This is a genomic window from Mesorhizobium sp. P2_D1, assembly GCF_056404455.1.
Map to the genome: position 1 here is coordinate 1 of NZ_JBFUDZ010000028.1, position 20,148 is coordinate 20,148.

19 protein-coding genes and 1 tRNA gene are annotated in these 20,148 nt (G+C 61.3%); 15 read left to right on the forward strand and 5 right to left on the reverse strand.

All coding sequences use genetic code 11. The features are described 5' to 3' along the window. On the reverse strand, nucleotides 1-906 hold a 906-nt coding region (locus AC1D0I_RS19980), incomplete at its 3' end, for a porin (RefSeq protein ID WP_477397190.1). A gap of 451 nt (nucleotides 907-1,357) precedes the next feature. Here AC1D0I_RS19980 and AC1D0I_RS19985 point away from each other — a divergent pair. After that, nucleotides 1,358-1,448 (forward strand) — tRNA-Ser (locus AC1D0I_RS19985). Between the two features lie 150 nt (nucleotides 1,449-1,598). Next, nucleotides 1,599-2,774 (forward strand): porin, encoded by a 1,176-nt coding sequence (locus AC1D0I_RS19990; protein ID WP_477397192.1) that lies wholly within the window; start codon nucleotides 1,599-1,601, stop codon nucleotides 2,772-2,774. A 189-nt stretch (nucleotides 2,775-2,963) separates the two neighbouring features. Here the strand turns inward: AC1D0I_RS19990 and AC1D0I_RS19995 are convergent, their stop codons facing one another. Next, nucleotides 2,964-4,631, reverse strand: a complete 1,668-nt coding sequence (locus AC1D0I_RS19995; RefSeq protein ID WP_477397194.1) for a tetratricopeptide repeat-containing sulfotransferase family protein — start codon at nucleotides 4,629-4,631, stop codon at nucleotides 2,964-2,966. Nucleotides 4,632-4,750: 119 nt separating this feature from the next. On the opposite strand from AC1D0I_RS19995, the gene AC1D0I_RS20000 reads away from it, so the two are divergent. Next, nucleotides 4,751-5,863, forward strand: coding sequence for a pyridoxal phosphate-dependent aminotransferase (locus tag AC1D0I_RS20000; protein ID WP_477397195.1), 1,113 nt, complete (start codon nucleotides 4,751-4,753; stop codon nucleotides 5,861-5,863). Between the two features lie 103 nt (nucleotides 5,864-5,966). Here the strand turns inward: AC1D0I_RS20000 and AC1D0I_RS20005 are convergent, their stop codons facing one another. Further along, nucleotides 5,967-6,962, reverse strand: coding sequence for a bifunctional helix-turn-helix transcriptional regulator/GNAT family N-acetyltransferase (locus AC1D0I_RS20005; RefSeq protein WP_477397197.1), 996 nt, complete (start codon nucleotides 6,960-6,962; stop codon nucleotides 5,967-5,969). A gap of 157 nt (nucleotides 6,963-7,119) precedes the next feature. On the opposite strand from AC1D0I_RS20005, the gene AC1D0I_RS20010 reads away from it, so the two are divergent. From AC1D0I_RS20010 to AC1D0I_RS20045, 8 genes are all read left to right on the forward strand, one after another. Continuing rightward, nucleotides 7,120-7,404 carry an acylphosphatase gene (locus AC1D0I_RS20010; RefSeq protein ID WP_457153682.1) on the forward strand — a complete coding sequence of 95 codons (285 nt, stop codon included), beginning with the start codon at nucleotides 7,120-7,122 and terminating at the stop codon, nucleotides 7,402-7,404. 74 nt (nucleotides 7,405-7,478) lie between these two features. Further along, a complete protein-coding gene (locus AC1D0I_RS20015) occupies nucleotides 7,479-8,138 on the forward strand; it encodes a TetR/AcrR family transcriptional regulator (protein WP_457153681.1) in 660 nt (219 codons plus the stop codon). Nucleotides 8,139-8,201: 63 nt separating this feature from the next. Then, nucleotides 8,202-9,365, forward strand: coding sequence for an isovaleryl-CoA dehydrogenase (locus AC1D0I_RS20020; protein WP_477226228.1), 1,164 nt, complete (start codon nucleotides 8,202-8,204; stop codon nucleotides 9,363-9,365). Nucleotides 9,366-9,522: 157 nt separating this feature from the next. Further along, entirely contained in the window at nucleotides 9,523-10,350 is an 828-nt protein-coding gene (locus tag AC1D0I_RS20025; RefSeq protein ID WP_477397199.1) for a DUF1444 family protein, read from the forward strand. Between the two features lie 9 nt (nucleotides 10,351-10,359). Beyond that, nucleotides 10,360-11,967: a carboxyl transferase domain-containing protein gene (locus AC1D0I_RS20030; RefSeq protein WP_477397201.1), complete on the forward strand. Its 1,608-nt coding sequence runs from the start codon at nucleotides 10,360-10,362 to the stop codon at nucleotides 11,965-11,967. Between the two features lies 1 nt (nucleotide 11,968). Beyond that, entirely contained in the window at nucleotides 11,969-12,496 is a 528-nt protein-coding gene (locus AC1D0I_RS20035) for an O-acetyl-ADP-ribose deacetylase (RefSeq protein WP_477397202.1), read from the forward strand. Between the two features lie 120 nt (nucleotides 12,497-12,616). Beyond that, complete coding sequence (locus AC1D0I_RS20040) at nucleotides 12,617-12,988, forward strand: hypothetical protein (protein WP_477397204.1); 372 nt, start codon at nucleotides 12,617-12,619, stop codon at nucleotides 12,986-12,988. Nucleotides 12,989-13,124: 136 nt separating this feature from the next. Beyond that, nucleotides 13,125-15,107: an acetyl/propionyl/methylcrotonyl-CoA carboxylase subunit alpha gene (locus tag AC1D0I_RS20045; protein ID WP_477397205.1), complete on the forward strand. Its 1,983-nt coding sequence runs from the start codon at nucleotides 13,125-13,127 to the stop codon at nucleotides 15,105-15,107. Nucleotides 15,108-15,193: 86 nt separating this feature from the next. On the opposite strand, the gene AC1D0I_RS20050 is transcribed toward AC1D0I_RS20045, so the two are convergent. Both AC1D0I_RS20050 and AC1D0I_RS20055 read right to left on the reverse strand, forming a co-directional pair. Beyond that, nucleotides 15,194-16,315 carry an ABC transporter substrate-binding protein gene (locus AC1D0I_RS20050; RefSeq protein WP_457153860.1) on the reverse strand — a complete coding sequence of 374 codons (1,122 nt, stop codon included), beginning with the start codon at nucleotides 16,313-16,315 and terminating at the stop codon, nucleotides 15,194-15,196. Nucleotides 16,316-16,737: 422 nt separating this feature from the next. Further along, nucleotides 16,738-17,004 (reverse strand): SEL1-like repeat protein, encoded by a 267-nt coding sequence (locus AC1D0I_RS20055; protein WP_010915070.1) that lies wholly within the window; start codon nucleotides 17,002-17,004, stop codon nucleotides 16,738-16,740. Between the two features lie 448 nt (nucleotides 17,005-17,452). Between AC1D0I_RS20055 and AC1D0I_RS20060 the strand changes: the two genes are divergently transcribed. The 4 genes from AC1D0I_RS20060 (at nucleotide 17,453) to AC1D0I_RS20075 (ending at nucleotide 19,992) form a co-directional block, all read left to right on the forward strand. Then, nucleotides 17,453-17,794 (forward strand): DUF2147 domain-containing protein, encoded by a 342-nt coding sequence (locus tag AC1D0I_RS20060; RefSeq protein WP_095081730.1) that lies wholly within the window; start codon nucleotides 17,453-17,455, stop codon nucleotides 17,792-17,794. A gap of 225 nt (nucleotides 17,795-18,019) precedes the next feature. Beyond that, nucleotides 18,020-18,178, forward strand: a complete 159-nt coding sequence (locus tag AC1D0I_RS20065) for a hypothetical protein (protein WP_167458833.1) — start codon at nucleotides 18,020-18,022, stop codon at nucleotides 18,176-18,178. Nucleotides 18,179-18,217: 39 nt separating this feature from the next. Continuing rightward, on the forward strand, nucleotides 18,218-18,412 hold the full coding sequence (locus tag AC1D0I_RS20070) for a hypothetical protein (protein ID WP_140717102.1): 195 nt from the start codon (nucleotides 18,218-18,220) through the stop codon (nucleotides 18,410-18,412). Nucleotides 18,413-18,528: 116 nt separating this feature from the next. Then, entirely contained in the window at nucleotides 18,529-19,992 is a 1,464-nt protein-coding gene (locus AC1D0I_RS20075) for an AMP nucleosidase (RefSeq protein ID WP_477397269.1), read from the forward strand. The last annotated feature ends 156 nt before the right edge of the window (nucleotides 19,993-20,148 follow it).

Consider the following 20,148-nt stretch of genomic DNA (forward strand, 5'->3'; position numbering starts at 1 on the left):
GCCCCACACTGCCCAGTTGCCGCCCCACTGCTTGTACATACCGCGACCGTCAGCCGGGAAAGCCAAGGTCCCGTCGCTGAGGTTGTCGTCGGTGCCGTAACCGGCCATCACCCACAGCGTGACAGCGTCAGACGCTTTCACATCCAAGCGGGCTTTGAAGGAGACTTCTTCGTAGTTGCTGTCATAAGCGACGACGCCGGTGATCGCGCCCCAGCCCTGGGCCCACTTCAGGCCGCCGACGACATGCGGAACGTAGCTGTCGATCGTGTAAGGGCCATAGCCTTCTTCGAGCGAAACCACGGCCGAGAAACCGTTGCCAGCATCGAAGTAGTACTGGATGACGTTGGTGTCGAAGCCGCCGTAGGGAACCAGCGTATCCTGGATGACTTCGCCGGCGTAACCGATGAAGGTGTTGAAGGCCGATTCGTCCTTACCAACGCGGAGACCACCGAGCTGGATCCAGGCGAAGTTCAGCGAAGCATTYTCGTTGCCAGCCTCATTGAGGTAAGGGCTCGTATCGCGCTGGGTGTTGCTGAAGTTGAAGCGGGTTTCGGTGTAGGTCTTCAAGGTGCCGAGTTCGGTTTCCTGGCCGGTCCAGGTCTTCAGCGAGAGACGGGCCCGCTTGCGCCAGGTGTCGTTGCTCTCACCGGCATCCATGTGATCAGCGCTTCTCGCGCCATCGAACGAGCCGACGTCGCCGCCGCCGATGTCGTAACGGACATAGCCGCCGATGCGCAGGCAGGTTTCGGTGCCGGGGATGTAGAAGTAGCCAGCGCCGTAGACGTCGCAGATCTTGACGTATTCAGCGGGCTCCGGCTCGGCGACGACGACGGCGTCGGCGGCGCGCGCACCGGAAACTGCGAGCAGAGCCGCAGCGGAGCCGAGGAGAAGGCTCTTAATGTTCATTTTCTGACCTCCAGTCAAAAGTTAAAAAACGGGTCTGGGTATTCTTTGCTGAAGGACAGCGTTCCCTGCCCCATCCCCACTACCGAAAAAGATGCGCACCGCGCCGCTCCTTCGAATTCGACATTACCCATGAGACGGCGGCGTTCAACCACGATCGTACCGGCGAAAGGGCTGTTCGGCTGCTATCCCCTGGCGTTGTTGCACAAATGACACGATTTGGCCTCACTCAGAAAGCTCTCGTTAACCATTGGGGCCACTGCAACCGCTTGTTTCCAGTCGAATCCGGCGATCGGCCGACGGAATCATGGCGAGGCGCCGAGTCGCCAGCCAGGAAACTGCCGCAGAACCGCCGCATCGAAGGAAAGCCGCAGCTCGGTGCGTTCTTATTTTTCCATATAATGACGCGGGCTTGTTGATTGTGCCGGCGGTTTTCTTTATCCAGCGGCGCAACGGAGAGGTGGCCGAGTGGTCGAAGGCGCTCCCCTGCTAAGGGAGTAGAGGTCAAAAGCTTCTCGTGGGTTCGAATCCCATCCTCTCCGCCATCTCTGCCTGCCTCGAAGGCGGCCCATCAAAAACCATCCCATTAAATCAGATAGATAGGCAGGCAATCCGTTTCCGTCGGAACGCAACTCCGTGCCAAAAATGCACTGAAGGCAACGCTGTTTTGTTCGATTCTGACTGGAGGTCAGAAAATGAACATCAAGAGCCTTCTCCTCGGCTCCGCTGCGGCTCTGCTCGCAGTTTCCGGTGCGCGCGCCGCCGACGCCGTCGTCGTCGCCGAGCCGGAGCCCGCTGAATACGTCAAGATCTGCGACGTCTACGGCGCTGGCTACTTCTACATCCCCGGCACCGAAACCTGCCTGCGCATCGGCGGCTATGTCCGTTACGACATCGGCGGCGGCGACGTCGGCTCGTTCGATGGCGCGCGTGCCGAAAACCAGCTTGGCGATCCCAAGCTGCAGGACACGTGGGCAAAGAACACCCGCTTCACGCTGAAGACCTGGACCGGCCAGGAAACCGAGCTGGGCACGTTGAAGACCTACACCGAAACCCGCATCCAATTCGGCAACTCCAACGGCTATGGCGACGCATACGGCAATGATGCCCACAACAAAGGCATCACGCTGAACTTCGCCTGGATCCAGCTCGGTGGTCTCCGCGTCGGCAAGGACGAATCGGCCTTCAAYACSTTCATCGGCTACGCCGGCGAAGTCATCCAGGATACGATCGTCCCCTATGGCGGCTTCGACACCAATGTCGTCCAGTACTATTTCGACGGGGGCAACGGCTTCTCGGCCGTCGTCTCACTCGAAGAAGGCTCCAGTGATGCTGGCGCTGCCACCTTCGACGGGGCCGGCAACTATCTCTTCAACGCGACTTCCGGCAACGACACCATCGACAGCTACGTTCCGGACGTCGTCGGCGGCGTGAAGTACACGCAGGGCTGGGGTGCCATCACCGGCGTGGCATCCTACGACAGCACCTGGGAAGAGTGGACCGGCAAGGTTCGCCTGGACGTGAAAGCGTCCGACGCCCTGACGCTGTGGATCATGGGCGGTTATGGTTCGGACGATCACATCGACCGCAACTTCTACAAGCAGTGGGGCGGCAACTGGGCAGTGTGGGGCGGCGGCACCTACAAGTTCAACGAGAATACCTCGTTCAACGCTCAGGTGTCGGCTGATGACGACAAGAACGTCGGCGTCGCGGCCAACATCGCCTACGACATCGTCCCCGGCTTCACGGTCACGGGCGAAGTCGACTACAACCACGATGGCAAGTTTGGCGATGCCGACAATCGCAACTGGGTCAACGCCGACAAGAAGAACAGCGTCGGCGGTATCCTCCGCTTCCAGCGCTCGTTCTAACGGGTTTCGGCTTGTCGAAATCGAAACCCGGCGGGCAACCGCCGGGTTTTTTTCAGCACTTTGTGCGACCAGTCCATGCGGCGCTGCAGTTCACCGTCTTAACTTTGGTTCGGCCTCGAGAGCGCAGGTCGCGAGTGCATTGCGCGCTTCAGCACGGACAGAACTCGTTAGCAAGTTTCGGAATTGGGACTATTTGTCCGCCAGGTCGCCCAACGCATCAATCAGCGGCTGAATTTCATTTTCATAATTCTTCCAGCGTTTGACGGACGATTTGTAAATCGGTTGACGGACCTGCCAGCGGCTTGGCGTGTTGACCGAACCATCCCTGTCGAAAAAGCGCAGGCAGGCGTCGTCCCAAGGCAACCCAAGATAATCTATAAGCCGACGAGACTGTGCTTCCTGATCCTCGACCAACGTTTCGTACTGATTCTCGAAGATCAGGCCCGGGAAAACCTCATTCCAATGCCGCATGAGGCGGTCATATTCGCGATAGTACAGGCCGAGTGCCTTCAGGTCGGCGTTGTAACTGTGCCCCTCGCCGAATCTCTGGACAAAACAAGAGACGCAATTGTCGATGGCGTCACGACGGCAATGAATGATGCGCGCGTTGGGAAAGAGAATGGCGATAAGACCGATCAGTTCGAAATTATGAGGCATCTTATCCACGATCCGAAGCGCGGAAGGTGCCCGCTCCCTCAGATAGGTCAGATGCTCTTCGGCCAACGTTCTGGACAGGTCTTTTGTGATCGACGCGATCACCTGGTCTAAACGTCCGGCCGATGACTTTTTGAGGTCGATCGCATTCGCGACTCGTCTGAGTTTGCTCAGTTCCCCTGCGCCATGGACATCGGGATGACTGGCGCAAATCTGTTCCGTAAGCGTCGTTCCCGAGCGAGGCATGCCGACCACGAACACGGGAGCGTCCGAAGGATTACCGTAACCGGACCTGGCAGCCAGCATCTCAGGCGTGAAGGTCTCGATCAGCGAGTCCGTCCAGCGACGGTATTGGTCGATGTCGAAGATGCGGCCTGAGGCCTGCTTGGCCTTGTTGAAATGGCCGAATGCTTCCTTATAGCGCTTGAGATCGTTCAGCACCTTGCCGGCGGCCAGATGGAGCTTCTCCAAACCGTCCGGATCAAGCTTGGCATTGCCGAGTTCACGAATGATGGACTGGAGTTCCTTTGGCTCTTCGGTGAACTTTTGCGTCTGTACAAGGTCGTTGTAGGCAGTCGGCACTGCGATGCGACGTTCGATTGTTTCCTTAAGATAGACGGCGGCCTCGTCCATGCGCCCCAGGCTGCTGAGCGCGCGGGCCAGTCCTGTCCGCACCTTGGGATGATCGCGGTTGGTCTTCAGCGCCTTTTCATAGAGCGGCAGAGCCATCTCGGGCTTATCAAACTGGATATAGGCGTCGCCCAATGCGCAAAGTGCTTCGACGAGGTTCGGCTGCAACTCCAAGGCATACTGCATATGCTCGATTGCTGGTGAAAACTCACTGACCTTCACATAGCCCGAGGCCAGGCCAAGGTGGTAATAGGGGTTCTTTGGCTCCTCGTTGAGTGCGCGTGCGAAATACCGCAACGCCGCCTCATCGTTGTAGCCTATGCACACGGTCCCCAAAATATACAGGGCGAGTGGATGGTTGGGCGTGCGCGCCAGCACCCGAAGGCACAGGTCCTGAGCCTCGTTAAGCCGCTTGGCCTGCTGAAACTGATACGCCTGCTCCAGCAGCGCGTCGTCTGCCTGTGTACGCGAAGGCGGATTTCCTTGCGGCAGATTTTGCTGCGGGAACTTGGGTTTCGGCCCGGTTTGGACCTTCAGGTGCTTGGACCAGGCTGGCGGCAGACGATTGTTCATTGCGCCTCGCTAGCAAAAAGGGACGAAGGAATCCAGCATTTCGGTTGCAGGCCGCGGGCAACTTGCACCGACCAAGCGGGCAGGCTAGCAAGAAGACCCGTTTCAAGCGAGCTTCCTCCATGCGCCCACACCCTCCCCTAACTCCGCTCGTCGCAGCGCTTCCCTCGACGGTGCCTTTTGTTGGCCCCGAGGCACAGGAGCGCGAGCGTGGCCGCGCTTTTCGCGCTCGCATCGGCGCCAATGAGAGCAGTTTTGGTCCTTCGCCGCGCGTCATCGAGCGCATGGCTGGAATTGCCCGCGACATGTGGATGTATTGCGATCCCGACAATCACGACCTGAAGGTGGCGGCTGCCGCGCATCACGGCGTCAAGGTCGAAAACGTCGTGGTCGGCGAAGGCATAGACGGGCTGCTCAGCCTGGTGGCACGCATGTATGTGGCGCCCGGCGATGCCGTGGTCACCTCGCTCGGCGCCTATCCGACCTTCAACTTCCATGTCGCCGGTGTCGGCGGACGGCTGGTCACCGTCCCCTATGAGAACGACAGGGAAAGCCTGGACGGCCTGCTCGCGGCTGTGCGCAAGGACAAGGCACCGCTGGTCTACCTGTCCAATCCGGACAACCCGATGGGCAGCTGGTGGGAGGCGGGCGAGATCATCCGCTTCATCGAGGCGCTGCCGGAAGCCACCATGCTGGTGCTCGACGAGGCCTATGGCGAACTCGGACCAGCCTCGGCACTGCCGCCGATCGATATCTCGCGGCCGAACATCATCCGCATGCGCACCTTCTCGAAGGCCTACGGGCTCGCCGGAATACGCTGCGGCTATGCGGTGGCCGAGGCCCAGGTGATCCGCGATTTCGAGAAGATCCGCAACCATTACGGCGTCAGCCGCATGGCGCAGATCGCCGGCGTCGAGGCGCTTGCCGATCAGGACTATCTGCGGAACGTGGTGGCGCGGGTCGCGGCCGGCCGCCAACGCATCGCCGGCATAGCCGAACAGAACGGGCTGAAGCCGCTGGCCTCGGCAACCAATTTCGTCACCATCGACTGTGGTGGCGACGGCGCCTTCGCGCTGAAAGTGCTGCAGGGCCTGCTGTCACGCGACGTCTTCATCCGCAAGCCGATGGTACCAGTGCTCGACCGCTGCATCCGCGTTAGCGTCGGACTGGATCACGAACTGGACATTTTCGCCGAGGAACTGCCCGGCGCGCTGGCGGCGGCACGAGGGAATTAGAGCTGTTCCATCCCGATGGAATCGGGATGGAACATTCTTGTTTCAGCGCGATCTTCCGAAAACCGGCACCCACTTTTCGGGATCATGCAAGGCCGGATCGCGCTTACAAATCCAGCTCCCAGGTCTGGCCGGTCAAGTCCTTGCCAAAGCTGTGGTGGCGCTCCTCCGAGACCAGCCTGAAACCGGCGCGCTCATAGATCGCGCGCGCCGCGACGAGGATGTCGTTGGTCCACAGCACCAATCGCTTGTAGCCGCACGCGCGGGCCTGGCTCACGCATTCCGCGACCAGGCGCTTGCCGATGCCCAGGCCGCGTGCCGCCGCCTCGACGTGCAGCATCCTCAGCTTAGCCACCTCGTCGTCCAGATGAACCAGGAACACGGCGCCAACCGGCTCCCCGCTGCCGCGTTCGGCAATCCAGCAGAAATCGCGGCCGGGCACCAAATTGCGAATGAAGTCGGCGCCGATTTCGGCAAGCATGGCTTCGAACTCGATGCTCCAGCCATATTCATCGGCGTAGAGTTGGGCCTGCCGCTGCACGACCCATCCGACGTCGCCGACGCGGTGCGGCCGCAAGGTCACCGCGCCGTTTTCGCTGGCGGGATCACCCAGCAATTCCCCGGCCTTGCGCAAGGCGCCGCCCAGTTCGTGCAGCCTGTCGTCGGGGATGCTTTCGATCAGCCGCGCCGTGTCCCGATCAGCCGCCGCCTGAAGCCTCGCAAGAGCGGCCTCGCCCCTGGACGTCAGCGAGAGAACCCTTCGGCGCCGGTCGGCGGGATCCGTCCGGGCCTCGGTCAGCCCCTCGCCGGCAAATTTGCGCAAGATCCGCGTCAGATAGGCGGCATCGACACGCAATTGGCTGGCGATTTCGGAGGCCGCCGGGCCGTTCTCCAGCCGAAATGCTCCGGCCAGGAAACCGCGTTCGCCGGCGATCTCGGCCGAAGCCGGGCGGCTGTGGCGGCCGAGTTCGAACAGCACCCGCGCCTCGGTCAGGGTGAACGCGCTCTGGGTCAAGGTCTCGTCGAGAAGGCCGACGGTGCGGGTGTAGAACCGGTTGAAATGGCGGATCTGCGCCACCAATGCGTTGCGTTCGTCCAACATCTGCGTCCAACCCCGATATGGCGGCTCCATTTTCCCAAATTAATGGACTGAGTCAACTAACTTTCAAAAACCGAAGCGCCCAACGTCGTGCGCGCAATTCAGGTTGCATTCCCTACGCCATGCGCCAGATTCCACGGAGACAGGCTAGGAGAGATTCATGGCTGGTCATCGCAGGGAAATACGGGCGCGCGTCTACGGCAATGTGCAAGGCGTCGGCTTCAGGATCTGGGTACGGGGCGAGGCCACGAGCCTTGGCCTTGCGGGCTGGGTTCGCAATGAAGCGGACGGATCAGTAACGACCCAGATTGCAGGCCTCGATGAAGCAGTCTCGACAATGATCGGGCGACTGTGGAAAGGGCCGTCCGAGGCGTCGGTTTCCAGGGTCGACGTCGAGGAGTTGGCAGCCGGAAACGCTTCTGTTGGGTTCAGGATTGTCGTATGACGACGGATTTGGCTCGGGCACCCTTGAATTAATTGAACGTTCGTTTTATTATTGTCCCGCAAAAAGGGGCTGACATGGCGCGCACCACCGGATCCGACGGCGAAAAGACCGAAGCGACCATCCGCGAGGCGGCCGTCAATCTGATCGCGCGGTTTGGCTACGAGGCGATGTCGATGCGCCAGCTCGCCGCTGAAGTCGGCGTGCAGGCAGCGGCGCTCTACCGCTATTTTCCGACCAAGGAAGGGCTTCTGTTCACGCTGATGCGCGAGCATATGGAAGGCCTGACCGACGCATGGGAAGCAGCCCGCCCAACCAGCACGGATCCCGTGCAGCGGCTCGCCGCCTATGTCGAAAACCACATCGCTTTTCACATCGAACGTCGGCATGCCACGCATGTGTCGAACATGGAATTGCGCAGCTTGTCGCCCGAAAGGCTGACGCAGATCCTGCGCCTGCGCACGGCCTACGAAAAGGAGCTGCGCGCCATCCTGCGCGATGGCGCCGAGGCCGGCGTCTTCAACATCGATGACACCGGGCTGACGGCCATGGCGCTGATCCAGATGATGACCGGCGTCATCGTCTGGTTTCGGCCGGGCGAGCGGCTGTCGATCACTGAAGTGACGGCGACATATCTTTCAATGACAATGCGCCTGGTTGGAGCAGAAACCGCCGGCGAGACGACCCATGGCAGCGCGCGCGCCCTCGGACGCGCGAGAGACACCGCGGCACTTTGATTTCGCGTATGCTCCTTCGAAGATCGAGAGGGATCTTCGGGGTCATGCGGGCAGGAGGAAGGCATGTACACGAACACGCTCAGCTTCGGGCATGACGAGGATATCGAGGCGCTGCGCGATATGGTGCGGCGCTTCGCCCAGGACAGGATCGCGCCGGTCGCCGCCGATATCGACCGCTCGAACGAATTCCCGGCGCATCTGTGGGGCGAACTTGGCGCGCTCGGGCTGCTCGGCATCACCGCCGACCCCGATTTCGGCGGCAGCGGCATGGGCTATCTTGCGCATGTTATCGCTGTCGAGGAGATCTCCCGCGCGTCGGCTTCCGTCGGCCTTTCCTACGGCGCCCATTCCAATCTCTGCGTCAACCAGATCAATCGCTGGGCGACGCCGGCGCAGAAGGAGAAATTTCTCCCTGCCCTGTGTTCCGGCGAGCGCGTCGGTGCGCTGGCGATGTCGGAATCCGGTGCCGGCTCGGACGTCGTCTCGCTCAAGCTGCACGCCGAAAAGCGCAATGACCGCTATGTGCTCAACGGGACGAAGATGTGGATCACCAACGGGCCGGATGCCGGGACGCTGGTCGTCTATGCCAAGACCGATCCGGATCGGAAATCGCGTGGCATCACCGCCTTCATCGTCGAGAAAGCGATGGCCGGGTTCTCCGTGGCGCAGAAACTCGACAAGCTCGGCATGCGTGGCTCCAACACCGGCGAGTTGGTGTTCGAGAATGTCGAAGTGCCGTTCGACAATGTGCTGCATGAGGAAGGCCGCGGCGTCGAGGTGCTGATGTCGGGCCTCGACTACGAGCGCACCGTGCTCGCCGGCGGGCCGATCGGCCTGATGGCGGCGTGCCTGGACGTGGCGATCCCCTATGTGCACGAGCGCAAGCAGTTCGGTCAGGCGATCGGCGAATTCCAGCTGGTTCAGGGCAAGCTCGCTGACATGTACACGACGATGAACGCCGCGCGCGCCTACGTCTATGCCGTCGCCGCCGCTTGCGATCGCGGCCAGACGACGCGCAAGGATGCCGCCGGCTGCGTGCTGTTTGCCGCGGAAAAGGCAACGCAGATGGCGCTCGATGCTCTCCAGCTGCTGGGCGGCAATGGCTACACCAACGACTATCCGACCGGCCGGTTGTTGCGCGATGCTAAGCTCTACGAAATCGGCGCCGGCACCAGCGAGATCCGCCGCTGGCTGATCGGGCGGGAAATCATGGCGGAGGGGGTGTGATGTCGCCGCGCAAAGACTGGAACCGCGTCCGTGACAATGTGGATTGCTCGCCACGGCAAATAGCTGTCTCTTCAACCACTGCGGCATACGGAGATAGGCGAGGCGAAAGATGGTTCCGCGACCAGTGCATCCCGTGAACAGGCGCAGGCTATTGTCGATGATTCTTTCCACGCTCTTTGCCAGCCTGCCGCGGCGAGCCAAGGCACAGAAGCAGCGCTTTCCCGACATAGCGGAATTCAGAGACCTTGTGATTGCCGCCATCAGGCGGCAACCGGGTGTAGACAGTGTGGCTGCGGATCCATCTGATCCGGCGAGGATCAATTCGAAGATCGACGATGTCGAGTTAGGGTCGGATGTCACGAACCTGTTTGGCTACTTGAATTCGTACCCCGATGAAGACGCCGACGCCGCCATAGAGCGGTTTGCCCGAGCTTTGGCGGAAGCTCAACTCTCCAAGATCGGAGAGAACAATCTCGTCGCCGTGATCCGAACCCAACAGTATATCGATCAACTCAAAACGATGGGTATGGATCTGCTGTATGAGCCGTTGGTTGGCGAACTTGCGGTCGTATACATGGCCGACCTTCCCGACTCGCTATCACCCGTTGCGCCAAAGGATTTCCCCGCACGGGCGCTGTCTGATTTGCGCGTTATAGCGCTGAACAACGTCAAAAAATGGCTGCCCAAAATCGTCTCCGACGGCGGGTCCGATATCCTTCATCTGTACTACGTCGACGGCAATACGATGCTTTCAACGAGCCTCGTTCTGCTCGATGAATTCTGGCTTTCGATCAGTGCGAAATTCCCCGGCGACGTCTTGTTCGCGGTGCCGCGTCGTGACCAATTGTTCGTCTTTGACGCAAGCAATCCGAAGGCGCAAAACGCGGCCAGGCAGACAATAGACGTTACATTCAAGGATGGCTTCAATCTGCTGTCCGACAAGATTTTCGAGCGCCGTAACGGCAAGCTCCTGGCTCAAGCGTAGAGTTTGGCAATGGCGGTATTGCAAACCCAGATCTCCCCGTCCTCCGACACCTTTCGCGCCAATGCCGAGCGCATGCAGGCGCTGGTCGCCGACATTGCGGACAAGGCTGCAAGCGTCGAGCGCGGTGGCTCGGAGGAGGCACGTGAGCGCCACGTCTCGCGTGGCAAGCTGTTGCCGCGCGAGCGCCTTGCGCAGTTGCTGGACATCGGCTCGCCCTTCCTCGAGATTGGCCAGTTCGCCGCATGGTCGATGTATGGCGAGGAGATTTCCGCGGCCGGCATGATCGCCGGCATCGGTCGCGTCGAAGGCACCGAGGTCATGGTCGTCGTCAACGACGCGACGGTGAAGGGCGGCACCTATTATCCGCTGACGGTGAAGAAGCATCTGCGGGCGCAGGAGATCGCGCTGCAGAACAATTTGCCTTGCATCTATCTGGTCGACAGCGGCGGCGCCAATCTGCCCAACCAGGACGAGGTGTTTCCCGATCGCGAGCATTTCGGCCGCATCTTCTACAACCAGGCCAACATGTCGGCGGCCGGAATCCCGCAGATCGCCTGCGTCATGGGTTCCTGCACGGCGGGCGGCGCCTATGTGCCGGCGATGTCCGACGAGACGATCATGGTGCGCAACCAGGCGACCATCTTCCTCGGCGGCCCGCCGCTGGTGAAAGCGGCCACTGGTGAAGACGTCAGCGCCGAAGACCTCGGTGGCGCGGACGTGCACACGCGGCTTTCCGGCGTTGCCGACCACTATGCGCTGGATGACGACCATGCGCTTGCCATCTGCCGCCGTATCGTCAAAAACCTGAATCGGAACAAGACTGTACAGCTGCACTTACAGAAATCGATTCCGCCGCTTCACGCAGCCGATGAGCTCTACGGCATCGTGCCGACGGACCTGCGCCAGCCCTATGACGTGCGCGAAGTGATCGCGCGGATCGTCGATGGCTCCGAATTCGACGAGTTCAAGCAGAACTACGGCACTACGCTGATCACCGGCTTTGCCCATCTCCATGGCATGCCGGTCGGCATCATCGCCAACAATGGCGTGCTGTTCTCCGAGAGCGCGCTGAAGGGCGCGCACTTCATCGAATTGTGCTGCCAGCGCAAGATCCCGCTGGTCTTCCTGCAGAACATCACCGGCTTCATGGTCGGTCGGAAATACGAAGCGGGCGGCATCGCCAAGGACGGCGCCAAGCTGGTGATGGCGGTGGCCACCGCCAGGGTGCCGAAGGTGACTGTCATCATCGGCGGTTCGTTCGGCGCCGGCAATTACGGCATGTGCGGCCGCGCCTATTCACCGCGCTTCCTGTGGATGTGGCCGAACGCCCGCATCTCGGTGATGGGCGGCGAGCAGGCAGCGACGGTGCTCGCCTTGGTCAAGCGCGAAGGCATCGAGCGCAAGGGCGGCGAATGGGGCGCCGAGGAGGAGGCAAAATTCAAGAAGCCGATCCTGATGAAATACGAGCATGAGGGCCATCCGCTCTACTCGTCCGCCCGCCTTTGGGACGACGGCATCATCGACCCGGCGAAGACGCGCGACGTGCTGGCGCTCAGCCTGTCCGCCGCGCTCAACGCCGAGATCGAAGAGACGCGCTTCGGCGTGTTCAGGATGTGACATGAACGACCATCTGCGGATCCAGGTTCATGCCGGCGACATCACCAAACTGATAGTCGACGCCATCGTCAACGCCGCCAACACCTCGCTTCTCGGTGGTGGCGGGGTCGATGGCGCTATTCATCGCGCGGCCGGCCGTGAGCTCGAGTTCGAATGCCGCATGCTGAACGGATGCAAGGTCGGAGAAGCCAAGATCACCAAGGGCTACAAACTTCCGGCGCGGCACATCATCCACACGGTCGGGCCGGTCTGGCAAGGCGGCGGCAAGGGCGAAGCCGAACTGCTGGCCTCCTGCTATTTCAGCTCGCTCGAACTCGCCACGGCCAATGATTGCCGCACGGTGGCGTTTCCGGCGATCTCGACGGGTGTCTATCGCTACCCGAAAGATGAGGCGACGCAGATCGCCGTCGACACGGTCAGCACGTTCATCGAGAAACGAACAATGCCGGAAACCGTCACTTTTTGCTGCTTCGACGACCAAACGGCTGAACTATACCGGCAGGCCGTTGCTGCCCTGCGAAAGAGCTGAACTGCATGGACCAACCGATTCACCAGCATAGGCAAACTCGAATCTCCGCTGGCGAGCTGGCGGGGCGGCAAAATATTCGCTATCGCTCATCCTGCACAGTGCAATGGGGACAGGGCGGAAATGAAACTGAAATATTGCCAGAGGATGGCGACTTCGATACTTGCAGGCTTTCTTATATTCGAGATGACGGGCGCCGGAATGGCCGGCTCGCTGGCAGGAAGCAAGGGCGATACCCGCTATCCTGTTTACTTCCCCGTCGGCACAATGGGCGGCTGTGGGAAGGGTTACAATGCCTATGTCGCGGCCAGCGGTCATTCAGCTTATGCTTTGACCCCGATCGCCCGGATGACAGAGTTCTTCATCTGCGGCGTCCACCTGAATGCCAAGACCCAGAAGGCAGCGGAAGACCTGGCGCTGAGATCATGCCAGGGAGGTCTCAAGAAATACAAATTCCAGACCAGCGGCGCCTGCAGTATCGCGGCGTCCAAGTAGACAGAACTGGGCACTGCGGAGAGCACCTCGCTGGCAAGGGAGTGCTCTCCAGTGTTGAGCAAATGCTTGCCCGAACAGACGGGGGCGCAAAGGAACGCCTGCTTCGCGTGAAGCAAACTCTGGCTACGGAGGCTCCATGTTCGCCAAGATCCTGATCGCCAATCGCGGCGAGATCGCTTGTCGTGTGATCCGCACGGCTCGCAAGCTGGGCGTGCACACCGTTGCCGTCTATTCGGATGCCGATGCGAAATCCCTGCATGTCGAGTTGGCCGATGAAGCCGTGCGCATCGGCCCCTCGCCCATCGGCGAAAGCTATCTGCGTGGCGACAGGATTGTCGCCGCAGCCCTGGCGACGGGCGCGCAAGCCATCCATCCCGGCTACGGCTTTCTGTCGGAAAACCCCGATTTCGTCGACCAGGTGGTGGCGGCGGGATTGGTTTTCATCGGTCCGTCGGCGGCCTCGATTCGGGCCATGGGGCTGAAGGATGCCGCCAAGCGGCTGATGGAAAAGGCCGGCGTGCCGGTGGTGCCGGGCTACCATGGCGAGGCGCAGGAGATCGTGCTGCTGGCCTCCAAGGCGCGCGAGATCGGCTATCCCGTGCTGATCAAGGCGCGTGCCGGCGGCGGCGGCAAGGGCATGCGCCGGGTCGAGCATCCCGATGAGTTTTCCGAGGCGCTGTCCAGTGCGCGCCGCGAGGCAAAGGCCGCTTTCGGTGATGACCGCGTGCTGGTCGAGAAATATGTCGACAAGCCGCGCCATATCGAGGTGCAGGTGTTCGGCGACAACTTCGGCAATGCCGTACATCTCTATGAGCGCGACTGCTCGGCGCAGCGCCGCCACCAGAAGGTGATCGAGGAAGCCCCCGCACCCGGCATGACCCCGGCGCTGCGCAAGGCGATGACGGATGCGGCGGTTAAAGCCGCCAAGGCGATCAATTATTCCGGCGCCGGCACCATCGAGTTCATCGTCGATGCCTCGCAAGGCCTGAAGGCCGACCGCTTCTGGTTCATGGAAATGAACACCCGCCTGCAGGTCGAACACCCGGTCACCGAAATGGTCACCGGCACCGACCTGGTCGAGTGGCAATTGCGGGTCGCCAGCGACGAAAAGCTGCCGAAGATGCAGAACGAGATCGCGCTTACCGGCCATGCCTTCGAGGCGCGCATCTATGCCGAGGATGCGACAAAGGGGTTCCTGCCGGCGACCGGCACCTTGCATCATCTGAAGTATCCGGACGCGGCCCCTGAAGGCGCCACGATGCGTATCGAGACCGGCGTGCGGGCCGGTGATGCCATCTCGCCCTATTACGACCCGATGATCGCCAAGCTGGTCGTCCACGCAAAGGACAGGCAGGCGGCCCTGGAAGCGCTCGGCGCGGCGCTGTCGCAAACCGAGATCGCCGGCTCGACCGTCAACACCGCCTTTCTTGTCGCTCTGGCCGCCGATCCGGACTTTGCCGCTGGCGATGTCGACACCAGCTTGATCGCCCGGCATCAACCGGCACTGACCGAGGTCGCGCCGCCGAGCGATGAAACCGTTGCGGCAGCCGCGCTTGCGGCTTCGGGTGCCGGCGCATTGCCGGCGTCGAGCGACCCCTGGTCGTCGCTTGCCGGCTACGCGCATTTCCACAGCGTGGCCCGCCGCACACGGCTGAAGTTCGGCGAAATCGATATCGCGGCAAGGGTTTCGATGCGACCGGACGGGCGGTTCCAGGTGGCGCTGGACGAGCCCTACGACAACGCCAACGCGCATGATTTTCGCGCCACGCCACGCCTCGCCCGCTGGCCCGGCCATATCACGGTGTTCGAAGGCGCCGTTGGCTATACCTTCACTGTGCCGGACCCGCTGGCGCGGGCGGATGAGGCGGCGGCAGGCGCCGGCAGCCTGCGCGCGCCGATGCCGGGGCTGGTCAAGCTGGTGCGCGCGGCCAAAGGCGATGCGGTGATCAAGGGCCAGCCGCTGCTGATCCTTGAAGCGATGAAGATGGAGCACACCATCGCCGCGCCGCATGACGGGGTGATCGCCGAGATTGCCACCGAAGGCGCGCAGGTCACCGATGGGACGGTGCTAGTGCGGTTCGTCGAGGACCAGAGCGCCCCGACCGCAGCCGCAAGCTGACAGTCGAAAGCGGACGACTAATTACAAAGAAAAATGGCCGGGACGAACCGGCCATTTCCTTATGCTATGTGGTCGCCAGGCGACGACTACTGCGCAATCGGCGCGTACTTGCCGTCATGCCACTGGTTGATGTCATAGCTGGCGTTCTTGAGGTCGCCCTTCTCGTCGAAGGTGACGTTGCCGACAACGGTGCTGATCGGCGTGCCGTTCTTCAACGCTTCGGCAACCTTGCCCGGATCGTCGCTGCCGGCGCGCTTGACGCCTTCGGCGAAAGCCTGGACCACCGCGTAGGAGAACAGCGTGAAGCCTTCCGGCACGAAGCCGCCGGCCTTAATCTTCTCGACGGCTGCCTTGGCTTCAGGCTTTGCCTGTGGATCCGACGGGAAGACGAACATGGTGCCCTCGCCGGCCGGGCCGGCAACCTGCCAGAATTCCGGCGAAGCGATGGAGTCCGGCATGATCAGCTGGAACTTCAGGTTCTGTTCCGCCGACTGGCGCAGGATCAGACCGGCTTCAGGATGATAACCGCCGAAATAGACGACGTCCGCCTTCAGATCCTTGAGCTTGGTGACGAGAGCCGAATAGTCCTTCTCGCCGGCATTGATGCCGTCATAATACACCTCTTTGAGGCCACCGGCATTCATGGTTGCCCTGACGGCGTCAGCCACGCCCTGTCCGTAGGCGCTCTTGTCGTGCAGGACGACGACGTTCTTGCCGGCAAACTTCTTGGCGATCCATGGACCTATGAAGGCACCCTGCGCATCGTCACGAGTATAAAGGCGCATGATCGTCGGCCAGCCGGCCTTGGCCGCCGCGTCGGTCAGCACCGGGTTTGACGAGGCCGGGCTCATCATCAGGGCGCCGGCTTCGGCATAGACGGCAGAGGCCGGGATGCTCGAACCCGAACAGGCATGGCCATCGACGAACTTGACGCCATCGGCGACGATGCGGTTGGCGACCGACACGGCCTGCTTGGGATCGCACTGGTCGTCCTGGATACTCAGCTTGATCTGGCGACCGTCGACACCACCCGCCGCATTGATCGCGTCAGCAGCGGCCTGTGCGCCCTGCTTGAACTGATCGCCGATGGTGGCGAGTTGTCCGGTCATCGGACCGACCACCGCAAAGGTGAGGTCGTCGGCGAATGCGACCGGCGCACTCATCATCAGGCCAAAAACGGCCGCGCTCAAAATACTCATTTTTTTCATGGTGATAGAACTCCTCCACTCACGCGCGGCCGCCCGGCCGCGCTTCTTCCAGAGAGGCGGGACAATTTCATCCTTCACCGGGCCTGTCTAGGCGCATCGGCAGCACTCGATTGGGCCTGCAAGACGTCATCCACGCAAAAAAGCCACGCCAGCCTTGTTTCGGCCGGTCGTGGCTTTTTGCTCGTCAAGCGGCCCCAAGCGCCCCCGCGCCCCGAAATCCCGCTCGCCTTCCCCGCATCGCGCGACTGAGCCTCGCCGGCCTGCCGCGTTCTTCTTATCTCTTGTTTGAGCCTGGTTCCGAAACCATGCTCCAGGTCGTCGACCGTCTTGCGGGGCCTTCCATTCCGCCGGGTCTGGCCGTCTGTGCGGTCTTGATCCCGGGCTTCCCTGTCTTGGATAGGTCTATCCGCGGTCGGCGGATATCAGTGCATGGTCATCCATTCGCGGGCTTCGCGAAGCGCCTTGGCGATCTCGACCTTCGACATCGCCGCCGACAGTTCGGAGCGCAGTTCCGCAGCGCGGGCCGAACCCTTGATCGCGGCGATGTTGAACCATTTGTGGGCGGCAACGACATCGGTCTCGCAATCGCGGCCGGTCGCATACATCATGCCCAGTTCGAAAAGAATGTCGGCCTGGGCAGTTGCCCCCATGGCGCCGAAGCCTGCTTCAAGCATTTCAAAACGTGCCATTTCAATCCCCTGTTCTTGGCCCTGTCTGGCTCCCGAGAGCTGCCTTCGTTTGTCCTTGCGGGCTGCTCTTCCGATGCTTTCGAGAATGCAGTGGAGGCTTGAATCCGTCGTTAAATGGCGTGCTTAATTTGAGGAAAACAAAGCTAAAACAAGAGGTAAACGCGGAAATTCATTAAGGATACAAAACCAGCAATCGGGCCGGTTTTCTTCAAATTCGACGAAAATTTTTGTGGCCGGGATCAACACTCCGCTAACCACGGGAAACAAACACGATCCGCGGATGCTTTCCTTTCTTGCCCGTGCGGCCCGCGTGGGCGCCTTCAGAATCCCGGAATCTTACGCGGCGGCACCACTTTTGTTTTGCCGGGAGCTGGATTAGCTTACGTTTGCGTAAGCGGCAGACCGGCGAGGGCGGAGCGTCGGCCGGATATCCAAAGGGAGGAAGACCATGTTTCGAAAAGTGAGCCTGGCCCTGGCGGCCACATTGATCATGGCGGGTGCGGCGTGCGCCGATCCTATCGAAGGCAATTGGAAGACACAGGCGGGAGATACCGCAGCCATCGCGGGCAGCGACACGTTTTCCATCACGCTCAAGTCCGGCAAATTTGCCGGCAAGACCATCGGCTCGCTCAAGGCCGCCGGCGACAACAAATATGCCGGCAACATCACCGATCCGGCAAACGACAAGACCTATTCAGGCAAGGCGACATTGTCGGGCACCTCGCTCAAGATGAGCGGCTGCGTGCTTGGCGGACTGATCTGCAAGAGCCAGACCTGGCACAAGCTCTGATCGACCGCATCCTCACGACATGAAAACGGGGCCTCGATAGGCCCCGTTTTTATTTGTCCAGGCGCGAGGAGCTCGTGCCTGGTTCGACTAACACTGCGCCGGCCAGCCTGACGCCGGCACCGCCAAAATCCGATCAACCAATTTGAACCGCAGATGAACGCCGGCATCAGAGCCGGTTCAGTCGCGCTCGGGCATTCTCCTGCGTGTTGAAGGAGACACGACCCAATGCTTGCTCGCCGCTTCACCATCGTCTGCCTGCTGATGAGCCTGTTTGGAATGTTCTTCGCCATCCTCGTCGCCGAAACGGGCCGTCCGGCCCGCGCCTGGGACGAAGCCAGTTCCAGGACCTGTCGCCTCGCCTGCCCCACCCACCTTCGCAACTGAACAAAGAAACCAAGACCTCGAAAAGAAAAGCAGAACACCATGAACCGCATCGCCGCCAACACTCTCAAGACCCTTCGGCTTCTGCCGCGGGCGGCGCTTATCCTGATGGTTCTGGCTGCTCCGGTTCTGGCTGTGCCGATGATGCGCGCCGATGCCGGCTCGACGATCGAAGCGCCAGCCTTGAGGAAGTCAGGCGTTGGCTTCGTGCTCCTGGTCAGCCTGCAGCGCGGTTGAAGAAAAAGGACGCTTTGGCCGCCTTCGGTCGCGACACCCCTCCCAAGTGCCGATCCAAGTCTCTATATTGAGCCATGGAAAAGCGAATCTACCCACAAGCCATCGAATCGGTCGTCATGCCGGAGCCTTTTGGCCGGCAAAGCTTTGATAGCCCCAAAAAGGCCGTCGCCGCACTGCAGGCGTTGTACGACCGCAACACCAAGTTCCTTCGCGATTCCTTTGCGGCGCTGGCGGCAGCGGGTGGCGACAATAGCAAGCGCTACCGCGCCTTCTACCCGGAGATCGGCGTCACCACCAATTCGTTCACCCAGATCGACTCGCGCCAGGCCTACGGCCATATGCCGACGCCGGGACATTTTTCGACCACCGTCACCCAGCCGGGCCTGTTCGAGAGCTACCTGATCGAGCAGTTGCGCCTGATCATGCGCAACCATGGTGTCGCGGTCACCGTGTCGGAATCGACTACCCCTATTCCGCTGCACTTCGCCTTTCTCGAAGGCACCCATGTCGACGGCTCTGCCGCCGAGCGCATCAAGCGGCCGATCCGCGACCTGTTCGACGTACCGGACCTCGACGGCACCGACGACCAGATCGCCAACGGCACATTCGAAGTGGCCTTCGGCGAACCACGGCCATTGGCGCCCTTCACGGCGCAGCGCATCGACTATTCGCTGCACCGCCTGTCGCACTATACGGCGACCACGCCGCAGCATTTCCAGAACTTCGTGCTGTTCACCAATTACCAGTTCTACATCGACGAGTTCGTTGCCCGGGCGCGCGACCTGATGGCCGGCGGCGGCGGCGGATATAGCGAATTCGTCGAGCCGGGCAATGTCATCACCAAGGGCGGGCAAAGCGCACCCAGCGAAGGGGTTGCGCCGCCACGTCTGCCGCAGATGCCGGCCTATCATCTGAAGAAGCCGAACCATGGCGGCATCACCATGGTCAATATCGGCGTCGGGCCTTCCAACGCCAAGACGATTACCGACCATATCGCGGTGCTGAGGCCGCATGCCTGGGTCATGCTTGGCCACTGCGCCGGGCTGCGCAACACCCAGGCGCTTGGCGACTATGTGCTGGCGCATGCCTATGTGCGCGAGGATCACGTTCTCGACGACGATCTTCCGGTCTGGGTGCCGATCCCGCCGCTGGCCGAGATCCAGGTTGCGCTGCAGGAGGCGGTTGCCGAAGTCACCGGCCTGTCTGGCTATGACCTCAAGCGCATCATGCGCACCGGTACCGTCGCCACCATCGACAACCGCAACTGGGAGCTGCGTGACCAGCGCGGACCGGTGCAGCGTCTGTCGCAGTCGCGCGCCATCGCGCTCGATATGGAATCGGCGACCATCGCGGCCAACGGCTTCCGCTTCCGCGTGCCCTACGGCACGCTGCTGTGCGTTTCGGACAAACCCCTGCATGGCGAATTGAAGCTGCCCGGCATGGCGACCGAGTTCTACAAGCGGCAGGTGGCGCAGCACCTGACCATCGGCATCCGGGCTATGGAGAAACTCGCGGAAATGCCTATGGAGCGGCTGCATTCCCGCAAGCTGAGAAGTTTTTCGGAGACGGCGTTCCAATAGGCCGATCGCGCATCGCCTAGAGCGTGTCTCGTTGAAACCACTAGGCACTTTTGGGCGACATGCATTGGGCATCCAGTCATCTTGATTGGGCCGCATTTTTGCCGATAACCGTGCAGCATCATAGTTGGCAACCCGTGCAGACCTGAGCCGATGAGA